This is a genomic window from Nonomuraea fuscirosea, from assembly GCF_003001935.1.
GTDB lineage: Bacteria > Actinomycetota > Actinomycetes > Streptosporangiales > Streptosporangiaceae > Nonomuraea > Nonomuraea fuscirosea.
In genome coordinates, this window is the sequence record NZ_PVNG01000047.1 from 1 (window position 1) to 20,229 (window position 20,229).

Annotated in this window: 24 protein-coding genes; 15 read left to right on the top strand and 9 right to left on the bottom strand. The window is 71.8% G+C overall.

Annotation, left to right across the window (positions count from 1 at the left end; genetic code table 11):
* Positions 1 to 87 precede the first annotated feature (87 nt).
* Positions 88 to 1,011 carry an AraC family transcriptional regulator gene (locus tag B0I32_RS54075; RefSeq protein WP_106253131.1) on the bottom strand — a complete coding sequence of 308 codons (924 nt, stop codon included), beginning with the start codon at positions 1,009 to 1,011 and terminating at the stop codon, positions 88 to 90.
* 87 nt (positions 1,012 to 1,098) lie between these two features.
* Between B0I32_RS54075 and B0I32_RS54080 the strand changes: the two genes are divergently transcribed.
* The gene (locus B0I32_RS54080) at positions 1,099 to 2,178 is read left to right on the top strand and encodes an acyl-CoA dehydrogenase family protein (protein ID WP_219912516.1); all 1,080 of its coding nucleotides are present in this window, start codon (positions 1,099 to 1,101) and stop codon (positions 2,176 to 2,178) included.
* Positions 2,179 to 2,218: 40 nt separating this feature from the next.
* Here B0I32_RS54080 and B0I32_RS54085 read toward each other — a convergent pair whose 3' ends face one another.
* Positions 2,219 to 3,352 (bottom strand): FAD-dependent oxidoreductase, encoded by a 1,134-nt coding sequence (locus B0I32_RS54085; RefSeq protein WP_106253132.1) that lies wholly within the window; start codon positions 3,350 to 3,352, stop codon positions 2,219 to 2,221.
* Between the two features lie 82 nt (positions 3,353 to 3,434).
* On the opposite strand from B0I32_RS54085, the gene B0I32_RS54090 reads away from it, so the two are divergent.
* Entirely contained in the window at positions 3,435 to 4,151 is a 717-nt protein-coding gene (locus tag B0I32_RS54090; RefSeq protein WP_106253134.1) for a TetR/AcrR family transcriptional regulator, read from the top strand.
* A 158-nt stretch (positions 4,152 to 4,309) separates the two neighbouring features.
* Positions 4,310 to 4,765: a hypothetical protein gene (locus tag B0I32_RS54095; RefSeq protein ID WP_146178712.1), complete on the top strand. Its 456-nt coding sequence runs from the start codon at positions 4,310 to 4,312 to the stop codon at positions 4,763 to 4,765.
* Positions 4,766 to 4,777: 12 nt separating this feature from the next.
* Here the strand turns inward: B0I32_RS54095 and B0I32_RS54100 are convergent, their stop codons facing one another.
* Positions 4,778 to 7,555, bottom strand: a complete 2,778-nt coding sequence (locus tag B0I32_RS54100; protein WP_181308858.1) for an AfsR/SARP family transcriptional regulator — start codon at positions 7,553 to 7,555, stop codon at positions 4,778 to 4,780.
* A gap of 175 nt (positions 7,556 to 7,730) precedes the next feature.
* Here B0I32_RS54100 and B0I32_RS54105 point away from each other — a divergent pair, with 175 nt between their 5' ends.
* The 4 genes from B0I32_RS54105 to B0I32_RS54120 all read left to right on the top strand — a co-directional run bounded on the left by B0I32_RS54105 (position 7,731) and on the right by B0I32_RS54120 (position 11,020).
* Positions 7,731 to 8,168: a hypothetical protein gene (locus B0I32_RS54105; protein WP_106253138.1), complete on the top strand. Its 438-nt coding sequence runs from the start codon at positions 7,731 to 7,733 to the stop codon at positions 8,166 to 8,168.
* Between the two features lie 34 nt (positions 8,169 to 8,202).
* On the top strand, positions 8,203 to 8,517 hold the full coding sequence (locus B0I32_RS54110; protein WP_106253140.1) for a transcriptional regulator: 315 nt from the start codon (positions 8,203 to 8,205) through the stop codon (positions 8,515 to 8,517).
* Positions 8,518 to 8,782: 265 nt separating this feature from the next.
* Entirely contained in the window at positions 8,783 to 9,793 is a 1,011-nt protein-coding gene (locus B0I32_RS54115; protein WP_181308860.1) for a pyridoxamine 5'-phosphate oxidase family protein, read from the top strand.
* 57 nt (positions 9,794 to 9,850) lie between these two features.
* Positions 9,851 to 11,020, top strand: a complete 1,170-nt coding sequence (locus B0I32_RS54120; protein ID WP_106253143.1) for a GDSL-type esterase/lipase family protein — start codon at positions 9,851 to 9,853, stop codon at positions 11,018 to 11,020.
* Between the two features lie 9 nt (positions 11,021 to 11,029).
* Here B0I32_RS54120 and B0I32_RS54125 read toward each other — a convergent pair whose 3' ends face one another.
* Positions 11,030 to 11,749: a MerR family transcriptional regulator gene (locus B0I32_RS54125; protein ID WP_106253145.1), complete on the bottom strand. Its 720-nt coding sequence runs from the start codon at positions 11,747 to 11,749 to the stop codon at positions 11,030 to 11,032.
* A gap of 157 nt (positions 11,750 to 11,906) precedes the next feature.
* Here B0I32_RS54125 and B0I32_RS54130 point away from each other — a divergent pair, with 157 nt between their 5' ends.
* The gene (locus B0I32_RS54130) at positions 11,907 to 12,815 is read left to right on the top strand and encodes a PrsW family intramembrane metalloprotease (RefSeq protein ID WP_106253147.1); all 909 of its coding nucleotides are present in this window, start codon (positions 11,907 to 11,909) and stop codon (positions 12,813 to 12,815) included.
* Between the two features lie 5 nt (positions 12,816 to 12,820).
* Here the strand turns inward: B0I32_RS54130 and B0I32_RS54135 are convergent, their stop codons facing one another.
* Positions 12,821 to 13,474 (bottom strand): HNH endonuclease family protein, encoded by a 654-nt coding sequence (locus B0I32_RS54135; RefSeq protein WP_106253148.1) that lies wholly within the window; start codon positions 13,472 to 13,474, stop codon positions 12,821 to 12,823.
* Between the two features lie 129 nt (positions 13,475 to 13,603).
* Here B0I32_RS54135 and B0I32_RS54140 point away from each other — a divergent pair, with 129 nt between their 5' ends.
* From B0I32_RS54140 to B0I32_RS54150, 3 genes are all read left to right on the top strand, one after another.
* The gene (locus B0I32_RS54140; protein WP_245956707.1) at positions 13,604 to 14,008 is read left to right on the top strand and encodes an RNA-binding S4 domain-containing protein; all 405 of its coding nucleotides are present in this window, start codon (positions 13,604 to 13,606) and stop codon (positions 14,006 to 14,008) included.
* An 83-nt stretch (positions 14,009 to 14,091) separates the two neighbouring features.
* Complete coding sequence (locus B0I32_RS54145; protein WP_106253152.1) at positions 14,092 to 14,781, top strand: DUF899 domain-containing protein; 690 nt, start codon at positions 14,092 to 14,094, stop codon at positions 14,779 to 14,781.
* 91 nt (positions 14,782 to 14,872) lie between these two features.
* Complete coding sequence (locus B0I32_RS54150; RefSeq protein ID WP_106253153.1) at positions 14,873 to 15,307, top strand: GNAT family N-acetyltransferase; 435 nt, start codon at positions 14,873 to 14,875, stop codon at positions 15,305 to 15,307.
* Positions 15,308 to 15,309: 2 nt separating this feature from the next.
* Here the strand turns inward: B0I32_RS54150 and B0I32_RS54155 are convergent, their stop codons facing one another.
* Positions 15,310 to 15,714: a DUF7144 family membrane protein gene (locus B0I32_RS54155; RefSeq protein WP_106253155.1), complete on the bottom strand. Its 405-nt coding sequence runs from the start codon at positions 15,712 to 15,714 to the stop codon at positions 15,310 to 15,312.
* A 207-nt stretch (positions 15,715 to 15,921) separates the two neighbouring features.
* On the opposite strand from B0I32_RS54155, the gene B0I32_RS54160 reads away from it, so the two are divergent.
* The 4 genes from B0I32_RS54160 to B0I32_RS54175 all read left to right on the top strand — a co-directional run bounded on the left by B0I32_RS54160 (position 15,922) and on the right by B0I32_RS54175 (position 18,658).
* On the top strand, positions 15,922 to 16,839 hold the full coding sequence (locus B0I32_RS54160; protein WP_106253157.1) for an NAD-dependent epimerase/dehydratase family protein: 918 nt from the start codon (positions 15,922 to 15,924) through the stop codon (positions 16,837 to 16,839).
* Positions 16,840 to 17,129: 290 nt separating this feature from the next.
* Positions 17,130 to 17,777 (top strand): RNA polymerase sigma factor, encoded by a 648-nt coding sequence (locus B0I32_RS54165; RefSeq protein WP_146178713.1) that lies wholly within the window; start codon positions 17,130 to 17,132, stop codon positions 17,775 to 17,777.
* Positions 17,774 to 18,094, top strand: a complete 321-nt coding sequence (locus tag B0I32_RS54170; protein ID WP_106253160.1) for a hypothetical protein — start codon at positions 17,774 to 17,776, stop codon at positions 18,092 to 18,094. Before B0I32_RS54165 ends, B0I32_RS54170 begins: the two co-directional genes overlap by 4 nt.
* A gap of 3 nt (positions 18,095 to 18,097) precedes the next feature.
* On the top strand, positions 18,098 to 18,658 hold the full coding sequence (locus B0I32_RS54175; protein ID WP_146178714.1) for a TIR domain-containing protein: 561 nt from the start codon (positions 18,098 to 18,100) through the stop codon (positions 18,656 to 18,658).
* Positions 18,659 to 18,704: 46 nt separating this feature from the next.
* On the opposite strand, the gene B0I32_RS54180 is transcribed toward B0I32_RS54175, so the two are convergent.
* The 3 genes from B0I32_RS54180 to B0I32_RS54190 form a co-directional block, all read right to left on the bottom strand.
* On the bottom strand, positions 18,705 to 18,998 hold the full coding sequence (locus tag B0I32_RS54180; protein ID WP_146178715.1) for a hypothetical protein: 294 nt from the start codon (positions 18,996 to 18,998) through the stop codon (positions 18,705 to 18,707).
* Between the two features lie 203 nt (positions 18,999 to 19,201).
* Positions 19,202 to 19,672 carry a phospholipase gene (locus B0I32_RS54185; RefSeq protein ID WP_106253166.1) on the bottom strand — a complete coding sequence of 157 codons (471 nt, stop codon included), beginning with the start codon at positions 19,670 to 19,672 and terminating at the stop codon, positions 19,202 to 19,204.
* A 203-nt stretch (positions 19,673 to 19,875) separates the two neighbouring features.
* A complete protein-coding gene (locus B0I32_RS54190) occupies positions 19,876 to 20,226 on the bottom strand; it encodes a YdeI/OmpD-associated family protein (protein ID WP_106253167.1) in 351 nt (116 codons plus the stop codon).
* Positions 20,227 to 20,229: the final 3 nt, after the last annotated feature.

Genomic DNA, 20,229 nt, shown 5'->3' on the forward strand with positions numbered 1-20,229 from the left:
GACAGACACTACGGAGAGGCGATCCGATCATCTGTGGACGAATCCACACACCGCATGTGATCGCCGCCACACAGCCGACAGCCCCGGTCAGCCGGTGCCGGACGCGGCCTCCTGACCGCGGACGGCGGCCTGGCCGGCGCGGAAGCGGCTGGGTGAGACGCCGTACTCGCGGCTGAAGGCGCCCGAGAAGGCGAACTCGTTCGCGTAGCCGATCTGCCGCGCGATCGATGACAGCGGCGCGTCGGTCTCGCGCAGGAGCCGGGCGCCGCGGCTCAGCCGCCAGCCGATCAGGTAGCTCATCGGCGGCCGGCCGACCTCGGTGGTGAAACGCCTGGTGAACGCCGTTCTGGGCAGGCCCGCGACCTCGCTGAGGCGTTCGACCGTCCACGGCTGCTCCGGGTGCTCGTGGATCTCCCGCAGCGCGGCGGCGATGGCCGGGTCGTGGGTGTCCGGCCAGCCGGCGGCGCCCTGCTGCTCGTGCCACTGGCGCAGGACGTGGACCAGGACGAGGTCAAGCAGCGCGGGCAGGGTCGCCCCTGCGCCCATCTGAGCGCCGCCCGACCTGTCCGCTTTGAGGAGTTCGACCAGCGCCCGCAGTTCGGGGTGGGCGGCGTAGTCGGGTGACACCGCGATGAGGTCGGGCAGCACGCGGAGGTACTGGGGCGCATGGCCGTGCTGGAGCTGGTAGCAGCCGCACAGGAACTCGAAGTCGAACGGCCCGGGCGCGGGCGGGAGCGGCCTCATGTCGACGAGCGGCAGGCCGGCGAGCGGATGCGGCACGCGGCTCAGCCCGTGCGCGGCGCCGGAGGAGGTGAGCACGACATCGCCGGGCCGCAACGCGACCGGCTCCTCGTCCTCGGTGATCAGCCAGCAGGAGCCGCGCAGCAGGATGTGGATCCCGCTGCCGTCGAAGGCGGGGAACCGGATCCCCGTGGGGCCCGACTGCCTGATCACGCGGCCGGTCGCGCTGCCGACGCGTACGGTGCGAATCACCTCGCTGAGCAGGTCCACCCTGACGATGCTATCCGCACAAACGGGTATGGCCCGGCACGGTTCACGTATGGTCCCGCGCACGGGGACGGTGGTGGGATCGATGCCGTGATCGATGACTTCTCGCAGAGTGAGACCAGCGGCATCCTGCGCGCCCACGCCGGGAAGACGGAGCAGGACGACCGTCCCGCCGCGGAGAGCCTGGACGCCGTGCGCGAGCTCGGAGCTCTCAGGCTGCGGACACCACCGAAGTACGGGGGGACGTGGGCGGGCGCGGAGGCCCTCGCCCGTGGCCTGAGCGACCTGGGCCGGGCCTGCCCGTCCACGGCCTGGGTCGCCGGCACGTGTGCGACGTCGAAGAACATCGTCGCCGGGGTCTTCTCCGGGGACGCGGTGCCGGGCGAGGTCTTCGCCGATCCGGACGCGCTGTTCTGCGGCAGCGGCGTTCCCGCCGCCACGGGCGAGCGGGTGCCCGAGGGGGTACGCGTCAACGGCCGCTGGCCGAACATCTCCGGGTGCGAGGACGCGGCGTGGACCGTGCTCGCCCTCATGGTGGACGGCCGGTACTCCTTCGCCGTCCTGCCGGTGGCCGACCTGGTCATCGAACGGAACTGGCACATGGCCGGCATGCGCGGCACGGGCAGCCACACCCTGGTCGCCGAGAACGTGCTGGTGCCGGCCGAGCGGGTGGCGGCGTCGGGCCCGTTCGGGAGCGGCGATCTGATCTTCTACACCATGACGGTGCTCGGCCCGGTCGTGGGCGCCGCGAGGGGTGCGCTCGACACGATCGACGCGATGTTCGCCTCGGACCGCAAGCCGTTCATGACCTCGTACACCAGGATGAGCGAATCTCCCGGCGCCCGGCACTGGCTGGCGGAGGCGACGCACCTGGTGCGGCGCGCGGAGAGCACCATGCTCGCGGTGGCCCGCGCGGCGGATGCGGACGGGGTGCCCGACGCCGACTTCTCCCGCCTGCGCATGGAGCTGGCCGGCGCCGGCCAGGACTGCCGCGCCGCGCTCGACCGGATGCTCGATCTGCACGGTTCGAGCGGCTTCAACACGGCGAACGCGCTGCAGCGGTACTGGCGGGACGTCGCCGTGGGCAGCCGCCACCCGCACCTGAACCTGTACCTGGCGCTGGAGAACTACGGCTCGGCGCTGGCGGGGCCGCAGCCGTCCGCCGGGTGAAGGCGGCTACTCAGGGCGGCGGCTCAGGCTCGATGGGGGCTCACGCCGAAGCCTGTTCGCCTTCGGCCATGTGGGCGAGCAGGCTGTGCGGCGCGTCGTCGCCGAGCATGACCGCGTACATGTCGTCCTCCGAGTCCGCGGCGGCGGCGCGGGCGAACATGTCCTGTTCGTACGCGGCGAGCGCGGCCTCCACGTCACCGGGATGCGCGGCGAGGGCCTGGCCGAGCCTGGCGCCGTCCTGCATGGCCAGGTTGGCGCCTTCGCCGTCCGGCGGCCTGAGGTGGGCGGCGTCGCCGAGCAGGGTCACCCCCGGCACGCGGTCCCAGCGGTGCCCGGACGGCAGCGCGTGCAGGCGGCGCAGGATCGGCGCGGTGTCGCTCTCCGCGATCAGCGCGGCGAGCGCGGGGGCCCAGCCGTCGTACTCCGCGACGACCCGCGCGGTCACGGCGGCGGCATCGTCGAGGTCGAGGTCGGCCAGCCAGTCCAGCGGCTTGCCGAGCTGCGCGTAGACGTGCAGCGTGCCACCGCCCTCGCGGTGGGCCAGCAGTCCCCTGCCCGGCGCGAGCGCGAACAGCGACCCGGCGCCGACCGCCTTCGCGGCGGCGGGATGGCGGGTGTCGCCGTCGTACAGGAACGTCTCCACGACGCAGACGCCGATGTACCGCGGGACGGCGGGCGACAGCACCGGCCGCACGCGTGACCAGGCGCCGTCGGCGCCGACGAGCAGGGAGGTGACCAGCGTGGCCCCGCCGGCGAAGGTGACCTCGTGCCGGCCTTCGCCGAGGGCCCGCACGCCCGTGACCTTGTGCCCCCAGCGGACGGTGCCTTCGGGCAGCGCGTCGAGCAGCGTCTGCCGCAGCGCGCCGCGCGGCACCTCGGGGCGCGCGCCGGTGCCGTCGTCGGGCCGGTCGAGCAGCACGGTCCCGGTCCTGTCCATGATCCGGTACGCCTCGCGGCCGGGCAGGACGAGCCGGCGGAACTCCTCGGCGAGACCGGCCGCCTCCAGTGCCGGCTCGCCGTTCCACGGATGGATGTCGAGCAGCCCGCCCTGGCGGCGCGCGTCCGCCGAGGGCTCTGCCTCATAGACCGCGGCCGGGATGCCGTGCACGTGCAGCACGCGGGCCAGGAGCAGGCCGCCCAGCCCCGCTCCGATGATCGTGATCGGTGTCGTCATGTCGAACTCCCAAGATTGGATCGTCAATCCAAGACGCTAGCACGACTTTGGATCGGCAATCCATCCATGCCAGACTGGGCCCATGGTGAAGCGAACGGCGAAGCGGGCCCCACGGCGGACCGACGGGCTCTCCAGGGAGGTGATCGTCCAGGCCGCGATCGACCTGCTGGACGAAGGCGGCGAGAGCGCGCTGACGCTGCGTGCGCTCACCCTCCGCCTGCGCACCGGCTACGGGGCGATCTACCATCACGTCACCGACAAGAACGACCTGCTCGCGGCGGCCGCCGACGACGTGATCGCCCGCGTGCTGGCCGGCGCGGTCGTCGCCGCCGGCCCGCGGGAAGCGCTGCGCGGTGTCGCGCTGGGCCTGTTCGACGCGATCGACGCCCACCCGTGGGTCGGCGCCGAGCTGTCCAGGCAACCGTGGCGGCCCGCGCTGCTCGACTTCTACGAGAGCGTCGGCAGGCTGCTGCACGCGCTCGCCGTCCCCGAGCGAGCACGCTTCGACGCGGCCGGCGCCCTGGTGAACTACGTCCTCGGCGTCGCCGCCCAGAACGCCGCACGCCCAGGCCGGGGCCCGAAGGACACAGAGCGCAGCACAGGGCGGGGCACAGACCAGGGGACGGGCCGGGCCGACTTCCTGGCCGGCGTCGCCGAGCAGTGGTCAGAGCTGGACCCCGGCCGCTACCCCTTCGTGCACGAGGCGGCGACGCGCCTGCGCGAGCACGACGACCGCGACCAGTTCCTCGCCGGCGTCGACATCTTCCTGGCCGGCATCGCCACCCTGCGCCGGACGTGAGCTGAACGGAACGTCGTTCCGGCACCGCCGCGGCCGGCACCGCTCCGCCGCCCGCCGCGGCTCACCGGGCGTCTCACCGTTCGAACGCAGGGTTGATCATCAGTTGGATCCTCCCTAGGGTTCATGGCCAACCAGGCCGTCTCTTTGCTGGAGGACCGTTGAAGACCCGCACTCTGGGCGCCGCACTGGCGATCGCGATGTTGAGTGGACTGCTGGTGGCAAGCCCGGCGCAGGCGAGGGACGGAGTGACCTCCGGCCGCACGCAACGCCCGAGCGGCGGCAACGGCTACGCCCGGGCGACCGTCGACTTCGTCAGCCGCACGAAGGTCGTCTTCCGGGACATCCTGGTGCGCGACCTCTGCCCCGGCGACAATCTTCCGGTGAAGGCGCGAATCGTATGGAAATACACCACCGGAAGCTGGCTCACAGGCTCCTGGAGGAAGGACACCAACGGCTGCGCCGACAAAGGGAACAACTTCGCAGACGTGACCCTCTCCCGCTCCCGGGCCATCTCGGCGGTCACCCTGGAGCTGTGCGTCTACAACAAGGATCATGACTTCTACTGCGTCAACACCACGACTCGCTACAACCAGTACGTCCACCCGGGCCGCTGACGCGCGGACAGGTCAGAGCATGTTTCCGATCGGCCCGGGCATCTCGGGGACGGGCTGATCGAGCAGGTCGTCCACCTCAGCGCGGGTCAGGAGGCGGGCCTCCAGCAGGCTCGTGAAGCAGTCGCGCCAGACCCGGCGCGCCTCTGCGGGCCGGCCCAGCTCGTGCAGGGTGTGGCCGCACCACCAGGCGGCCACCGCATGGCCGATGCGGTATCCGGCTTCGCGGAGGAGGGTCAGCGCGACCTGGAAGGTGTCGGCCGCCTCGACGAGGCGGCCCGCGTGCAGGTAGGCGCGGGCCAGGGTCTCGTGGGACGCGCCCTCCACGTACAGACTGCCGGTCCACTCCACGACGGCGGTCTTCGCCTGGGCGATGGCCTCCTCGAACCGGCCCTGCCGGTAGAGCAGGTGCACGCCGTTGTTGTGGATCGCGCTCCGCGCGTAGACGTCGCCCGTCTTCTCGGCGATCTCCGTGGCGCGGGCGAAGTTGATCCGGGCCAGGTCGAGCTGCCCCTGCAGCGTGTGGATGATGCCGAGGTTGTTGAAGGCGCCGATCCTCCGGTGCGGCAGACCGGCCTTCCCCCAGTACACGACGGCCTCTTTCAGCTGCTCGACGGCCTGCTCGTGACGTCCCTGGTCGCGGTAGACCCAGCCGAGGAAGGTCGCCGCCTGCGCCTGGCCGGCCCAGTCTCCGCACCGCGCCGCCACCGCGATCGCGTTCAGGTGGACGTCGGTCAGGTGGGTGACCCAGCCGCGGTAGTTGAACGGCCAGTGCAGGCTCAGCGCCAGCCCGATGGCGGTGTCCGGGTCGGCGGACTCGGCCGCCTGGTGCGCCACGGCGAGCAGGTTGTCGCGCTCGGCCTCGGTCCACTCGCGGACCTCCTGCGCGCCGGTGAAGGCGACGCCGGGCTGCTCCGCCGCGTAGTAGGGCTCCTGGACCTGGGAGTGCACGCGTTGCGTGGCGGTGTTGGCCGAGGCCAGGTAGTGGTGCAGCCCGCGGCGGAGGGCGGCGGCGCCGTCCTGGCCGGGCAGTTCGCCGGCCTGCTCGCGGGCGTACAGGCGGATGAGGTCGTGGAAGCGGTACCGGCCGGGCCCCGCGGCCTCCAGCAGCCGGGCGTCGTGGAGCCGTTCGAGCGCCGCCTCCGCGCGGGCCTCGGGCCAGCCGGCCAGCGCGGCCGTGGCGGCCGGGGTGTGGGTGGGCGTGTCGAGCAAGCCCAGCAGCGGCAGTACGTGCGCGGCGTCGTGGCCGCCGCCGCTCTCCTCGCGCAGGTGCTGGTGACTCACCGCGATACCGGCGCGTACGGCCAGGTCGGCGTACTGCAGGGTGTCCAGGCGGTGGGTGGCGTCGGCCAGGCGATCGGCGAGGTCGGCGAGCCGCCGGCCAGGCCGCGCCGCCAGCCGGGCGCCGGCGATCCGGATGGCCAGGGGGAAGCCGCCGCACAGCTCGGCGATCCTGGCGGCGGCCTCCGGTTCGCGCTCGACGGGCTCCTGACCCGCGATCCTGGCCAGCAGCGTGACGGCATCGCGATCGCCGAGCCCGGAAAGGTGCAGGTGACGGGCCCGGTCGAGGGTGCTCAGCGCGGCGCGGGAGGTGATGAGGGCCCGGCAGTCGGCGCCCGCCGGAATCAGCGGCCGCACCTGGCCGGCGTCGAGCGCGTTGTCGAGGATGACGAGCAGGTCGCTCGCCTTGGTGAGCGATCGGTAACGGGCTGTCGCTCCGTCCAGATCGGCCGGTACGGCGGTGCCGTCCAGCCCCAGTGAACGCAGCAGGTGACCCAGCGCGTCGAGCACGGAGAGCGGCTGAACGCCGGGGGTCGCGCCGTTGAGGTCGACGTAGACGACGCCATCGCCGAATCGCCCGGCCATCGTGTGCGCGACGTGGACGGCGAGCGCCGACTTGCCGACGCCGCCGGGCCCGTCCACGACCGCCACGCCCGTGCTCAGCAGCGCCTCCCGCAACCACTCCGCCTCCTCCTGCCTGGCGGTGAACGACTGGATGCCGGCGGGCAGCTCGGCGGGGACGATCGTGGCGGACTGCTCAGGGGTGCCGAGTTCGAGCGCGGGGTCGCCGTCGAGGACGGCCTGCCGCAGCCGGCGCAGCCGCGCGCCCGGTTCGAGGCCGAGCTCCTCCACCATGGCAACGTGCCCCTCCCGGTACACCGCGAGCGCCTCGGACGCCCGGTCCGCCCGGTAGAGCGCCAGCATGAGCTGGGCCCGCGGCCCCTCCCGCAGCGGATGAGCCAGGACGTACGGGGTCAGGTCGGCCACCACCCCGTGCTGCTCTCCTCTGGCCAGCCGCAGCTCGATGTGATCCTCGAAGGCGGCCATGCGCTCCTCCTCCAGGCGCTTGGCCTCGATCCGCGCCCACGGGTCGGCCATTTCGGCCAGGGCGCTCCCCCGCCACAGGGCCAGCGCCCGCCGGAACAACGCGTCGGCCGTACCCGGCTCACGCTGATGGCGCGCCGCCCGCGCCTGGCCGGCCAGCCGGGTGAAGAGGTGCGCGTCGACCCGGTCGCGGGGCAGGTCCAGCAGGTAGCCGCCGGGCACGGTCGCGATGGTGTCGGGGGTGAGCGCGTCGCGCAGCTTCGACACCACGATGTGGAGCTGCTTGCCGGCCGTGGCGGTCGAGCTCTGTCCCCAGACGTCGGTGACGAGCTGCTGCATGGTGACGGGCCGGCCGGCGTCCAAGGCCAGACGCGTCAGTACGGCGACACGGCGCCGGCCCACCAGCCCCACCCGTCGCCCGCCCAGCGTGACCTGCCAGGGCCCGAGGTACCCGATCTCCATTGTCATCAACGGGGAGCCTACGAAGCGGCGGTATATCCCCGGTATGTCCAGGCGCTGCCCGAGCCGGACTGCGCTGGCTGGGCTGGCCGGGCTTGGCTGGCCGGGCTCGTCACGCGACGGAGGAACCGGAGACTTTCCCTCCCATTGACTTTCCAAGACGGAAAGTGATTGACTTTCCACCATGGAAAGTCATGACGGCCTGTCCGCCATCGCCGAGGTGCGCGCGGCCCTCGCCGACCGGCTGACCCCTCCCTGGTGGTATCACCCGAGCTTCGGGCTGCTGCTGGCGTGCTGCGTTCTCGCCGTCGGACTCGGCGGCGCCCCGGTCAGGATCGGCGGCGTGGTGCTGCTCCTCGCCGGCTGCGCCGCGATCGCCGCCGCCTATCGCCGCCTGACCGGCTTCTGGGTGTCCGGGTTCCACGCGGGCCCCGCCGGGCGGTGGATCGGCGCGACCGGCCTGCTGACGATCCTGTCGAACGTCGCGGCCTTCGGCGTCGGCTCCTTCACCGACCTGCGATGGCCGGTGTGGTGCCTGGCCGTGGTGGCGTTCGCGGCCGTCATCTCCCTGGGGCGACGGTTCGACGTCGCCCTGCGGGCCCAGTTGCGGGCTGGCGCATGAACGGGCGGCTCGACGTGACCGCACGGGCGGGCGCATGAGCGCCGGCTTCGACGAGGTGATCCACGCGCCGAACCGGTTGCGCATCTGCGCGCTGCTCGCCGCCTCCTCCGTCGCCGAGTTCGCCGCGCTGCGCGAGGTGCTCGGCGTGGCCGACTCCGTGCTGAGCAAGCACGTGAAGGTGCTGCAGGACGCCGGCTACGTCACGGTCTCCAAGCCGACCGGGCGGGGCCGGGTGAAGACCTGGGTGAGCCTGACCGCCGAGGGACGGCGCTCCTACGCCGGGCACGTCCAGGCACTCAAGGCCCTGCTCGACACTCCCGGCCTGCCCGCTGGCGCGCCGCACGAGTGAGAACGCACCCTGACGGGTCCGCGCGAACGTGAGCCGACGCGGACCCGGGCCCTCCCCTGTCCCGATACCGCCAGCGAAAGGCTTCCTCACCATGCACACAGCACCCCGCCCCTCACCCTCGCCTGCGCCTGCGCCTGCGCCTGCGCCTGCGCCTGCGCCTGCGACGAGCGAATCAGGACCGCGCGACAACACCGCCGCGCGCCACCGGATCACGACCGCCGCCCAGCTCGAAACGATCATCGGACGCCCGGCGTCGCTCGTGCTGATGAAGGAACTGGCGGAGCTGGACGACGCCGCCAGGCGTATGCTCGACCTCGCGCCGCTGGCCGGCTTCGGTTACCGCGACGCCGACGGGCGTCCCCGGTCGACGGTGGTCGGCGGTGGGCCCGGATTCGCCGTGGTCGAGTCACCGACGCGGTTCGCCTTCGCCTGCGACGCGGACGCCTCCGGCCCGGTCTCCTTCGTCTTCCTCCTTCCCGGCGTCGGCGAGACGCTCCGGGTCAACGGCTCGGTCGCGGAACGCTCCAACGGCCGCATCGTGATCGCCGTCAGCCAGGCCTACGTCCATTGCGCACGGGCGATACTCCGTTCCCGCCTCTGGAAGCCGTCCGTCACCAGCGACCCACCGCCCGCCACAGGAACGCCGGCCCGCGCCGACATCACTGAAGGACCACTGTCCGGTACGGAGATCGCCGGATTCCTGGCGGAATCGCCGTTCGCGGTGGTGTCCTCGTGGGACCGCGACGGCGGCAGCGACACGAGCCCGCGCGGCGACCTGCCCGGCTTCGTCCAGGCGATCGACGGGCACACGCTGGTCATCCCGGACCGGCGCGGCAACAAGCGTGCCGACACCTTCCACAACCTCCTCACCGACGACGGGTTCGCCGCGGCGCTGCTGATTCCCGGCCGTACCGACGTCCTGCACATCAGCGGCACCGCCCTGGTCACCGACGACCCCGACCTGCTGGCCGGGATGGCGCTGGGCAGCGCCGTCCCGGCGGCCGCGCTCGTCGTCACGGTCGAGCGGGCCGAGGTGACGCCCAGCCGGGCCGTCGCCGCCGCCGACCTCTGGGACGACGCCGTCCGCGCCGACGCCGCCACCCGCTCCGAGCTGATGGCCCTGACGACCAAGCAGCTCGGCGCCGCGAAACCGGCCCTGCGCCGGCCGGCCCGCGTGCTGGCCGTGTTCTCCAGGCTGCTCCGCCGCTTCATGGACGCCTCCTACCGCCGGGCGCTCAGGAAGGAGGGGTACGGAGACGACCTTCCTAAGCACTAGACCTAATTGCCTAAACTTGTTAGGAAAGCAGACGTACCGTACGACAGGTTGAGGCGAATGAGCACCGAACCCGACTGGATCACCACCCCCGTCACCCCGGACCTCCTGCGCGGCCAACTCGACGTGGAGCCGACCGCGCACGGCCTGCTGCCGCACCGGCTGCCCGCACGGGCGCGCCGGCAGATCCCCGACGATCAGACGGCCACGGCGCAGGCGCAACCCTCCGGCGTACGGGTGGTCTTCCGCACCGCGGCCACCACCGTCGAGCTGGACACCCTGCCCACCAAGCGGGCCTACCGCGGCTTCCCCACCCCGGCGGACGGCGTCTACGACCTGGTGGCCGACGGCAAGCTGGCGGCTCAGGCCACGGTGACCGGCGGCAGGCTCCGTACGATCACCGACATGTTCACCCAGGCCGTCGAGCTGACCGAGGGGCCGCCCGGAACCGCCCGCTTCACCGGGCTGCCGGCCGGCGACAAGGACGTCGAGATCTGGCTCCCGCACACGGAGATCACCGAGCTGATCGCCCTGCGCACCGACTCCCCGATCGAGCCGGCCCGCGACCACGGGCGCCGGGTGTGGCTGCACCACGGCAGCTCCATCAGCCACGGCTCGAACGCCACCCACCCGACCGCGATCTGGCCGGCCCTGGCCGCCGCCGCGGGCGGGGTGGAGCTGGTCAACCTGGGGTTCGGCGGCAGCGCGCTGCTCGATCCTTTCACCGCCCGCGCGATCAGGGACACCCCCGCCGACCTGATCAGCCTCAAGCTCGGCATCAACATCGTCAACGGCGACGTGATGCGGCTGCGGGCCTTCACCCCGGCTGTGCACGGCTTCCTCGACACCGTCCGCGAGGGGCATCCGGACACTCCGCTGCTGGTCGTGTCGCCCATCCTGTGCCCGGTGCAGGAGGACACCCCCGGCCCGCTGGCGCCCGACTACGACGGCACGACCCTGCGGTTCAAGGCCACGGGCGATCCGGCCGAGCGCGCCGCCGGGCGGCTGACCCTGAACGTCATCCGCGCCGAACTGGCGCGCATCGTCGAACAGCGGGCGGCCGACGACCCGAACCTGCATTACCTCGACGGCCGCGACCTCTACGGCGAGAGCGACTACGCCGAGTTCCCCCTGCCCGACGAGATCCACCCCGGCCCCGACGGCCACCGCCGCATCGCCGAGAACTTCGCCCGCCTCGTCTTCACCGGCAAGGGCCCCTTCACCCCCTGAACCGCCGGGTCAGCCGTGTTCTTTCCAGATGCGGGCGAGCACGTCGAGCTGGGCCGGGTTGTAGAGGTCGCGGATCGCGTCGAACAGCGTGCCGGCCGCCGCGTGCCGGCCCTGCGCCGCGTGATCGACGGTGCGCGGCGGCCCCGGGTGCCGCTCGCTCAGGGCGATCATCCGCGGGGTGAGGTGCCGCGCGATCCGTTCGCGCGTCTCCTCGTCGGCGTCCGGCGCGAGCGCGTCGAACTCGTCGGCCACCTCGTCCCGCTCGTAATCCCGCAGCAGCGCCTGCCAGTGCTCGGTGTTGTCCTCCCCGACCACGTGGGAGATCACCGCGAACAGCGACCGGTCGGCGGGCGAGAGCCGCGCGTCGGTCGCCGCGGCCGAGATGGCGAAGGGCAGGTCGGTGGGCACCGGCCGGCGCCGTAGCTGCGCGATCTCCCGCCTGGCCTCCGCCAGCCGGGTGATCGTGGCGGCCAGTTCGTCGTCCACGGCGCTCAGGGCTTCGTCGAGGTCGTCGGCCCCGTCCTCCATCGCCGCGATGGCGGCGAGCGAGAAGCCGAGCCCGGTCAGGCGGCGGATCTGCAGCAGCCGGACGAGATGCTCGGTGCGGTAGACCTTGTAGCCGTTCGGCAGCCGTTCCGGCTCGTCGAGCAGGCCGATCTCGTGATAGTGCCGGACGGTGCGCAGCGTCGTCCCGGCGAGCCGCGCGACGTCCCGCGTGCTCCATCCCATGCCGGCCTCCTCACCGCGCGCCAGACGGAAACGCGTGCTCAGGCCCCAGGCCGACCCCTCGTCGCGGCTGACCGATTTGAGTATGCCGTAACGGCACGGTGTCTCCTTCGACCGGCGACCGCACAACGCGGGCGCCGGAAGGAGACGAGGAACCGCGATGCGAACATCGACGAGCCCGGCGCGCGGCGGCCGGGCATGGGTGCTCTGGCCCGTCGCGGCGGGTGCCGCCTGGCTCAGCTCCATCATCTGGGTCGGCACACAGATCGGCCTGGACGGGGTGGCGTTCGGCCTGCCGCTGTCGGCTCTCGTCACGGGCGCGGTGGCGGGCGCGTTCCTCTGGCTCGGCCGCTGGAGGCGCGGACGTCCGCGCCACCTGACCGCCTCGGCGTTCGGGTGGGGCGCCTCGATCGCCGCCTTCTGCTCGCTCTGGTCGCAGCAGGCGCTGCAGGCCCTGGTGGACACCGCCGCGGGCACCGAGTTCGGCGCCTGGTTCCGGCCGCTCGTGATCACTCCGGTCACCGAGGAGGTCTTCAAGGGCCTGTTCCTGGTGTGGCTGCTGACGCGCCGCCGCGACCAGCTCACCGGCCTGCTCGACGGCATCGTGTACGCCGGGCTCGTCGGCGCGGGCTTCTCCCTCACGGAGAACGTGCTCTACTTCGGCCGCGCCGTCACCACCTACACCGCGTCCGACTCGCCCGACGTGAACGCCGTCGCCCTGCTCGGGGCCAGTCTCATCCTGCGCGCGGTGCTGGTGCCGTTCTTCCACCCGCTCATGGTCGCCCTGCTCGGGCTCGGCGTCGCCGCGGCCGCCGGCCGGCCCGGCCGGGCTGCGCGTACGGGCCTCGTCCTCGCCGGCCTGGTGGTCGCGATCGTCCTGCACGGTGTCTGGGACTGGGCGGGGCTCGCCGGGGACGATCCGCTGTTGATCTACAAGATCTACGGGGCGGTGATGGTGCCGATCTTCCTCGCGATGCTGGTCCTGGCACTCGTCCTGCGCCGACGAGAGCGGCGCGCCGCGCGGGCCCAGATGGCCGGCGCGGCCGTCGTCGAACGCCCGGAACCGTAACTCGCTCAGCAGGTGCGGAGCATGTTGAGCAGGGCGCGGCGCTCGTTCCTGGTCACGAAGAGCCGGTAGTGGTGTTTCACGCTGATCCAGGAGGTCGCGTACCGGCACCAGTACGCGCGGCGGGACGGACGCCAGCTCTGCGGGCCCTGGCCGCCCTTGGCGATGTTGGCCGAGTGGCTGACGGTCAGCAGCTCCGCGCGGGTGAGGTCGTTGGCGAAGGCGCGCCGCTTGGCCGGGCTCCAGCGCTTGGCGCCGGACCGCCAGGCGTACGCGAGCGGCACCACGTGATCGACGTCCACCTGCCGCTCGCTCTTCAGCCGCCTGCCGTCGTACGGGCTGTACCAGGTCCCCTTGACCGGATGGCAGGCCGCGTTGCGGCGGACGCGGCGGCCGTCGCGGGCCAGGACCAGCTCGCGGGTGCTGCACGCGCCCTTGCGGTGCGGCCAGTGCGGGTGGAACTTCTGGCGGTGATAACCCCGGATGGACAGGGCTCTGGCCACTTTGAGCTGCCCGAGCATGCGCTTGGCCAGGGCCGCTGACACTGTTTTGGGACGTTTGCGCGCCTCCGCACCCGCCGGCGGCACGGTGAAGGCGGCGACGAGCGGGAGGAAGACCAGGGTGAGCATGGCGGCGTGGAACGCCCGCCTCAGGGGGACCATGACGGGATGCATCCCCCGCCGGGGCGGCGGTATTCCGGCCGCGTGGGACCTTCCAGCGATCGACGGCGGCGCTCCGGCCGGGCCTTCCGGCGATCGACGGCGTTCGACGGCGGTCAGTACAGTGGCAGGGTGGCAGAGGAGCAGGTGAGCGCACGGGTCGACAGCTGGATCTGGTCGGTCCGGCTGACGAAGACCCGTTCCGTCGCGTCCGACGCCTGCCGGGGCGGTCACGTCCGGGTCAACGGGGTGCGGGTCAAGGCCGCGCACGCCGTCCGGATCGGTGACGAGATCCGGTTGCGGCACGACGGGCGCGAACGCATCGTGGTCGTCTCCCGCATCATCGCCAAGCGGGTCGGCGCCGCCGTGGCCGCCGAGTGTTACGTGGACAAGAGCCCTCCGCCTCCGCCGCGCGAGGAGGTCGTGACGGTGGCCGTACGCGCCCGGGGCGCGGGCCGGCCCACCAAACGCGAGCGGCGCAGCCTCGACAAGCTGTTCGGACGGCCGGGCGGGGAGGGGCGGGAGCGCCGGGAGTGATCCCGGCCGCCGCACCGATGAGTTTTCCAGTCCCGCCGGGTCTACCTCTTCGTCCGGACGACACGTACGAGGAGTGAGAACTCATGAGCATCAACGCACTACCGCCGGTCGTCGACGCCGAGACCTGGCAGAAGCAGCTCGACGAGCTGCGCGCCAGGGAGAAGGCGGCGACCCGCGAGCTCGACGCCATCGCCGCGCAGCGCCGCCGTCTGCCCATGGTGCGGATGCCGGACTACGTCCTCGACGGCGAGGACGGCCCGGTCCGGCTCGCGGACGTCTTCGCGGGCAAGAGTCAGCTGATCGTCTACAACCACATGTGGTTCCCGGACAAGGAGTGGCAGTGCGGGGGCTGCACCGGGTACACCTCGCAGTTCACCCGGCTGGAGTTCCTCGACAACTACGACGCCCGCTTCGTCATCGTCACCCAGGGCCCGATCGACGAGGCACTCGCCTACAAGCGGCGGGTCGGGAACAAGATGACCTGGTACTCCACCGCCAACAGCCCGTTCGGCGCCGACGTCGGCGCGCCGCCCGGAGGGGGTTTCGCGGTCAACGTGTTCCTGCGCGACGGCGACACCGTCTACCGCACCTGGCACACCAGCGGGCGCGGCACCGAGCAGCTCAGTCACACGTTCGCGCTGATCGACCTGCTGCCGTACGGGCGGCAGGAGGAGTGGCAGGACTCGCCCGAGGGCTGGCCGCAGTCGGCCACCTACGGCCGGTGGCTCGAATCGGAGGACATCGCCGCCTTCTACGGCCCGGACAGCGCCTGACCGGCCGCACCCCTGACCCCGCCGGCCGGCCTGTCGCGGCGGGCGGGGGCGGGGGCGGGCGTCGGTCCGAGGGGGCGTTAGGCTCGCCCGCATGCGGATCGTGGAACGTCCCGTCACGGACGCGGGCCTGGCCGCCCTGATCGACGCGGCCTTCGGCGAGCTGGTCGAAAAGTACGGGCCCGAGGGCCGTTCGGCCGTGCACGCCGAGGCGAGGTTCCTGGTGGCGGTGGTCGACGACCTCGCCGCCGGGTGCGGCGCCGTCCAGCCGGCCGAGGGCACGACCGGCGAGATCAAGCGCATGTACGTCGCCCCCGGGCACAGGGGGCGCGGCATCGCCCGTTCGCTGCTGAAGGCGCTGGAGGGCCTGGCGGCCGAGATGGGCTACGACCGGCTGCGCCTGGCCACCGGCTTCCGCCAGCCTGAGGCCATCGCCCTCTACGAGAGCGCCGGCTACGCGGCGACCGCGCCCTACGGCAGGTACGTGGGCGAGCCCCAGGTCTTCTGCTACGCCAAGGATCTCCGCTGAGCTCAGTCAAGCCTGGCCTCACGTCCGTGGACGATGAGCGCGTACAGGACGAGCACGTCGATCGCGATGACGGCGAGTGACCACCAAGGGTTCACCGCTATCCAGGTCAGCTGGGTGAGGGCGTTCAGCATCACCAGGACGACGCCGACGACCCTGGCCCAGTTCTGGCCGACCATGACGGCGACGCCGGTGGCCAGGACGAGCACGCCCAGGACGAGGTGTACCCAGCCCCAGGTGGTGACGTCGAAGATGAGCAGGCGGGCGGACGTCTGCACGTAGACGCGTTCGGCGAAGACCGCGGCCAGGCCGGTGATGACGTTGAACAGCCCGGCCATGATCATCATGGCCCCGCCGAACCAGACCCAGCCGACCCAGCCGGTCGCGCGGGGTGCGTGATGGTAGGTCATCGGAGAGTTCCCCTCTATCCGGGTTCCGCCTCGTGGAGGCGCCGTCCTTTACCTCGTCTGCCCGGGCGAGGACGAAGGAAAGCGACATATGCCCATATATAGGACGAGAGTGGCCCATCTTTTGAAATATAGGGATCCATCGGTACGGGGGCCGCTGATCATGGCGGTGCGCATGTGACTAGGGTTGGCAACAAGGAGGCATCCGAAATGTCAGACCTGCACGTGGTTCTGGGCGCGACCGGCGCCATCGGCTCGGCCGTCGTCGCCGCACTCACCGCCCGCGGCCACCACGTCCGCGCCGTCAGCCGCCACCCCACCTCGGGTGACGGCTTCGCCGCCGATGTCGCCACCGCCGAGGGCGCGGTCGCCGCCTGCCGGGATGCCGCCGTCGTCTACCAGTGCGCGCAGCCGAAGTACGAGCGCTGGGCCGAGGAGTTCCCCGCCTTCACCCGTTCCGTGCTCGCCGGGGTCGAGGCCGCGGGAGCCAAGCTGGTCATGGCCGACAACCTCTACGTCTACGGACCCGTCACCGGCCCCATGACCGAAGACCTGCCCCACGCCGCCACCAACCCCCAGGGCCGCGCCCGCGCCGCGGTGGACGCGCTGATCCTCGACGCCCACCGCGCCGGCCGCGTCCGCGCCACCCTGGGACGCGCCTCCGACTACTACGGCCCCGGCGGCACCAACACCACCATCGGCGCGACGATCTTCGCCGCCGCCCTGGCCGGCAAGACCGCTCGCTGGGTCGGCGACCTCGACCAGCCCCACACCGTCGCCTACCTGCCCGACATCGCCGCCGCCCTGGTCACCCTCGGCGAGCACGACAGCGCCGACGGCCGCGCCTGGCACCTGCCCGCCGCCGAGCCGATCACCGGCCGCGCCTTCCTCGACCTCGTCTGGGCCGAAGCCGGCGGCGCCCCCAAGAGCGCCGGCCTCGGGCGCGGCACGCAGCGCCTCCTCGGCCTGGTCAACCCGACCGTGCGCGCGCTGGGCGAGACGTGGTACCAGCGCGACCGCCCGTTCGTCGCCGACGACTCGGCCTTCCGCACGGCGTTCGGCCCGGTCGAGGTCACCCCGCACGCGGCGGGCGTGGCCGCCACCCTCGCCTGGTATCGCGCGCACTGATCCCACCCGCCAAATTCCGCCCAATAACGCGAAACACTCTTTTTATTGGGCGAAAAGCTCTTTTTGTAGCGTGCATTGCGACTGGTACATGAATGCGACGCACCGAACAAAGAAAAGTTCATCGATGCGTCACCTTCGGGTAGACGTTTCCCTGTCGCCGCGGACTCTATGGGGTGTCGGGACGATGTCGTCCCGTGGCCGAACGACCGCGGAGGGGTAACGCCCCGTACGCAAACACGCTAGGAGCGAGGAATTTGGCGGAAACAAGCGACGAGGCGACGGGCGACGACGTGGCGCCCGTCCTGCTGGCCACCCCTCCCCGGGACACCGGTGGCCCGCGCCGGTCCGACGAACTCGACCTGCCGCGGACAATGGGCGCGTCGGATTCGCCGAGCGCTCATATGAGTTGTCTGCTCGGCGACTTTTCCACCTTCTTCAAGGAGACCTATCCGGCCCTGTTGGAGATCATGCGCCGGCGCACACCGGACGACAACCTGGCCGCCGACATCTCCCAGGAGGCGATGGTGCTCGCGCTGCGCCACTGGCAGAAGGTGTGCGCCGCCGACCAACCCACGGCATACGTGATCGACATCGCCGCCAACCTCCTGCGCCGGCTCCAGTCGCGCAAGCTGGGCAAGGAGCAGGTCACCGATCTGACCCGGGAGGACGAGCCGCCCGGAGCGCGGCTCGCGCACGAGTTTCCCGACGAGCAGGTGATCGACGCGACGTTGGTCCGCAGGGCGCTGGACCGGTTGCCGCCACGCCAGGCGGAGGTGGTGATCCGCCACTACCTCCTGGATCACGATGTCAAGAGCATCGCCGCGGCTCTGCGGATCAGCCAGTCGACCGTGCGCAGTCATCTGCAGAAGGCGCGCGCGAGCCTGCGCGAGCCGCTGCGGTCGCTGCGTCCGACAGGTGGAGGGAGGCACCGCGCGTGAAGAAGAAGATGAGCCCCCAGCAATTGCGTGACGTCCTGCGGCACATCTCCAATGCCGACCCCCTGGAGATGGAGATTCTGCTCAGCGTCATCGAAGCCAAGTCGAACAGCGCGACCCCGATCATCGACGACAAAGACCTGGAGGAGGCGATCGACAAAACGGTGGACATTCTGGAGGAACGCAACAACGCCCTCTCCCAGCCGACGCCGGACTGGATCGAGGTGTTGTCGGTCAGCGAGACGAGAACGGGCGACCGAGGTGGCCCGAGCCTGAGTGAATTCATCTTTCCCGCCCAACCTCCGCGAAAAGGCCACTGACCCGTGAGATGGCGCAATCGCCGCAAGGTGTTTCTCGCGCACGGGCGCTGGTACGAAGCCGTGGACGCGATGAAGGTCTTCCTCGGCTCCTTGGGCGTCGAAGTGGTCGACTGGGACGCGGCCCGGCTGCGGGCGCGCCGGGAGGGGCGGCACGCCACGGACATCCTCGACGCGGGGTTCCGGATGTCGTACGCGACCGTCGTGTTCTTCTCCCCCGACGACGTCGCCGCCCTGCATCCGGCGCTCGCGGAAGTGCCGGAGCGCCTGTCCGGCCAGCCGCGGCCGAACGTGCTGTTCGAGGCCGGGTACGCGTGGGCGCTCAACCGGCGGCGCACGCTGTTCGTCGACTTCGGGACGCTCAGGTGGCCGAGTGACCTCGCGGGGGTCGATCACGTGCTCTTCGACGGCTCCGCGAAGTCGCGCAGGCAGTTCGTCGGCCGGCTGAAGAACGTCGGGGTGCCCGCCGACATCTCGGGCGCGGCCTGGCTGTCCGCCGGGCGCTTCCCGCGTCCCCTGCCGGAGGTCGGCGCCGCGCACCTCCGTACCAGGAGGAACCGCCCTTGAGCCGGCCCCCGCCGGGAGGCGGGGAGCCGGAGGACGCGGAGGCGGGTCAGCAGCTGCTGGCGCCGTCGAACGTCCTGACGCCCCGGGCGACCTTGGACCAGATCGTGCCGCCCGATTCGACGGTACGGCAGTCGCCGTCGGTGCCGCGCGCCCAGATGATCTTCAGGCGCAGGGTCCGGCCGCAGTCGTTGCGCGCGTATCCGGTCTTGGTGATCGTGCCGGCGGTCTGCCAGACGACCACACAGGAGGGCGCGTTGCCGGCCGGGACCGCTGCTTGGGCCGGGAGAGCTGGCGCGAGGGCGCAACAAGCGAGGGCGAGGCCGGTGAGAGCACGTCGCACGAGGTGGATCCTTCCTGCCGCGAACACTGACTCCACGATTAGTAATCGATTGACTACATAAAGTCAACGTACGAGGATGGGGTGCGCGGGCAGGAAGGAACATGTCGCGAAACCTGTACAAAACGGACGATCGGCCACTAACCTGGCATCGCTCCAGTGGGGGCAACTGGAGCGCCAAACTTCCCCACCGCAGGTGGCGGGGCTCAGACGGCGGGATCGGTCCTGAGGTCGAAGCCGCCCAGGCGGCGGACCGCCTGGTAGTACGACCAGGCGAGCCGGTCGCAGGCGGCCTTTCGGGCGCCCACGTAGCCGGCGCACACCTGGTTCATGTCGTACAGGAACGCCTCGTCCACGTGGCCCTTGTTGGCCGGGAAGTGGTTGACGGCCTTGTAGTTGCGGTAGCCGAAGTCGTGGCGGGCGCACGGCATGCGGAAGTCGTACCCGAGCGGCTGGTCGGGGCTGCGCGAGCACAGGTCGGTGGACCAGTCGAAGCCGTAGGCCGTCCACGAGCCCGGGTCGGCCCAGGCGCCGTGCCAGGCCACGGCGCTGAGCGCGGTGGGCTGGGTGAACGCGGACAGCGCGGCTAGCCGTTGCTCCAGCGTCACCGCGTACGCGGGCGCGGGCCACGCCAGGACGCCGATCAGCGCGAAGGCGGCGGCGGATCGTCCAACCATGAGAACCTGCCTGTCTTGCCCGAGGCCGGAACCTGTCACGGCAAGCCTGGCCTCCGGCACCCGGCGGCGAGCCGTCCTGCGGGGCAAGGTCGCCGCAGGACTTGACCAAGGTTTCGCCCAGGGTCGAACGACGCTCCGGCGGCCGGGTCAGGCGGTGCTTCAGCGACACTGCGCCGGGTCAGGCGGTGTTCCAGCGCCGGGGGTCAGGTGGTGTGCCAGCGGCCGTCCGCCTGGGCCCGTTCGACCTCGGCCAGGCCGGCCGGGGCCATCCGGCCCTCCTGCCGCAGCCGCGCCACCCGCTCGACGTTCGTGCGCGACCAGCTGCTGCGCGGCCGGCGCGGGGTGTAGCGCTGGAGGTACGTGCCGGCGTCGCGGCGACGGGTCAGGCCGTCGATCCAGCCGAAGCAGAGCGCCTCTTCCAGCGCCTGCTCGTAGCCGAGGCCGGTCGGCTCCGTCGTGCCCTTCTTGGCCAGCACCACCCACGCCTCCGTCTCCGAGTCGTGGTGGGCGGCCAGCCAGGATCGCCAGACGGCGGCGTCGGGGAAGATGTGCACGGC

What these genes read in the sequence shown, in the direction of transcription:
- B0I32_RS54085 (WP_106253132.1), bottom strand. Translation starts at nt 3,352, where the DNA reads ATGACGACACCGATCACGATCATCGGAGCGGGGCTGGGCGGCCTGCTC.
- B0I32_RS54090 (WP_106253134.1), top strand. Translation starts at nt 3,435, where the DNA reads ATGGTGAAGCGAACGGCGAAGCGGGCCCCACGGCGGACCGACGGGCTC.
- B0I32_RS54100 (WP_181308858.1), bottom strand. Translation starts at nt 7,555, where the DNA reads ATGACAATGGAGATCGGGTACCTCGGGCCCTGGCAGGTCACGCTGGGC.
- B0I32_RS54105 (WP_106253138.1), top strand. Translation starts at nt 7,731, where the DNA reads ATGGAAAGTCATGACGGCCTGTCCGCCATCGCCGAGGTGCGCGCGGCC.
- B0I32_RS54110 (WP_106253140.1), top strand. Translation starts at nt 8,203, where the DNA reads ATGAGCGCCGGCTTCGACGAGGTGATCCACGCGCCGAACCGGTTGCGC.
- B0I32_RS54115 (WP_181308860.1), top strand. Translation starts at nt 8,783, where the DNA reads ATGAAGGAACTGGCGGAGCTGGACGACGCCGCCAGGCGTATGCTCGAC.
- B0I32_RS54120 (WP_106253143.1), top strand. Translation starts at nt 9,851, where the DNA reads ATGAGCACCGAACCCGACTGGATCACCACCCCCGTCACCCCGGACCTC.
- B0I32_RS54125 (WP_106253145.1), bottom strand. Translation starts at nt 11,749, where the DNA reads ATGGGATGGAGCACGCGGGACGTCGCGCGGCTCGCCGGGACGACGCTG.
- B0I32_RS54130 (WP_106253147.1), top strand. Translation starts at nt 11,907, where the DNA reads ATGCGAACATCGACGAGCCCGGCGCGCGGCGGCCGGGCATGGGTGCTC.
- B0I32_RS54135 (WP_106253148.1), bottom strand. Translation starts at nt 13,474, where the DNA reads ATGGTCCCCCTGAGGCGGGCGTTCCACGCCGCCATGCTCACCCTGGTC.
- B0I32_RS54145 (WP_106253152.1), top strand. Translation starts at nt 14,092, where the DNA reads ATGAGCATCAACGCACTACCGCCGGTCGTCGACGCCGAGACCTGGCAG.
- B0I32_RS54150 (WP_106253153.1), top strand. Translation starts at nt 14,873, where the DNA reads ATGCGGATCGTGGAACGTCCCGTCACGGACGCGGGCCTGGCCGCCCTG.
- B0I32_RS54155 (WP_106253155.1), bottom strand. Translation starts at nt 15,714, where the DNA reads ATGACCTACCATCACGCACCCCGCGCGACCGGCTGGGTCGGCTGGGTC.
- B0I32_RS54160 (WP_106253157.1), top strand. Translation starts at nt 15,922, where the DNA reads ATGTCAGACCTGCACGTGGTTCTGGGCGCGACCGGCGCCATCGGCTCG.
- B0I32_RS54185 (WP_106253166.1), bottom strand. Translation starts at nt 19,672, where the DNA reads ATGGTTGGACGATCCGCCGCCGCCTTCGCGCTGATCGGCGTCCTGGCG.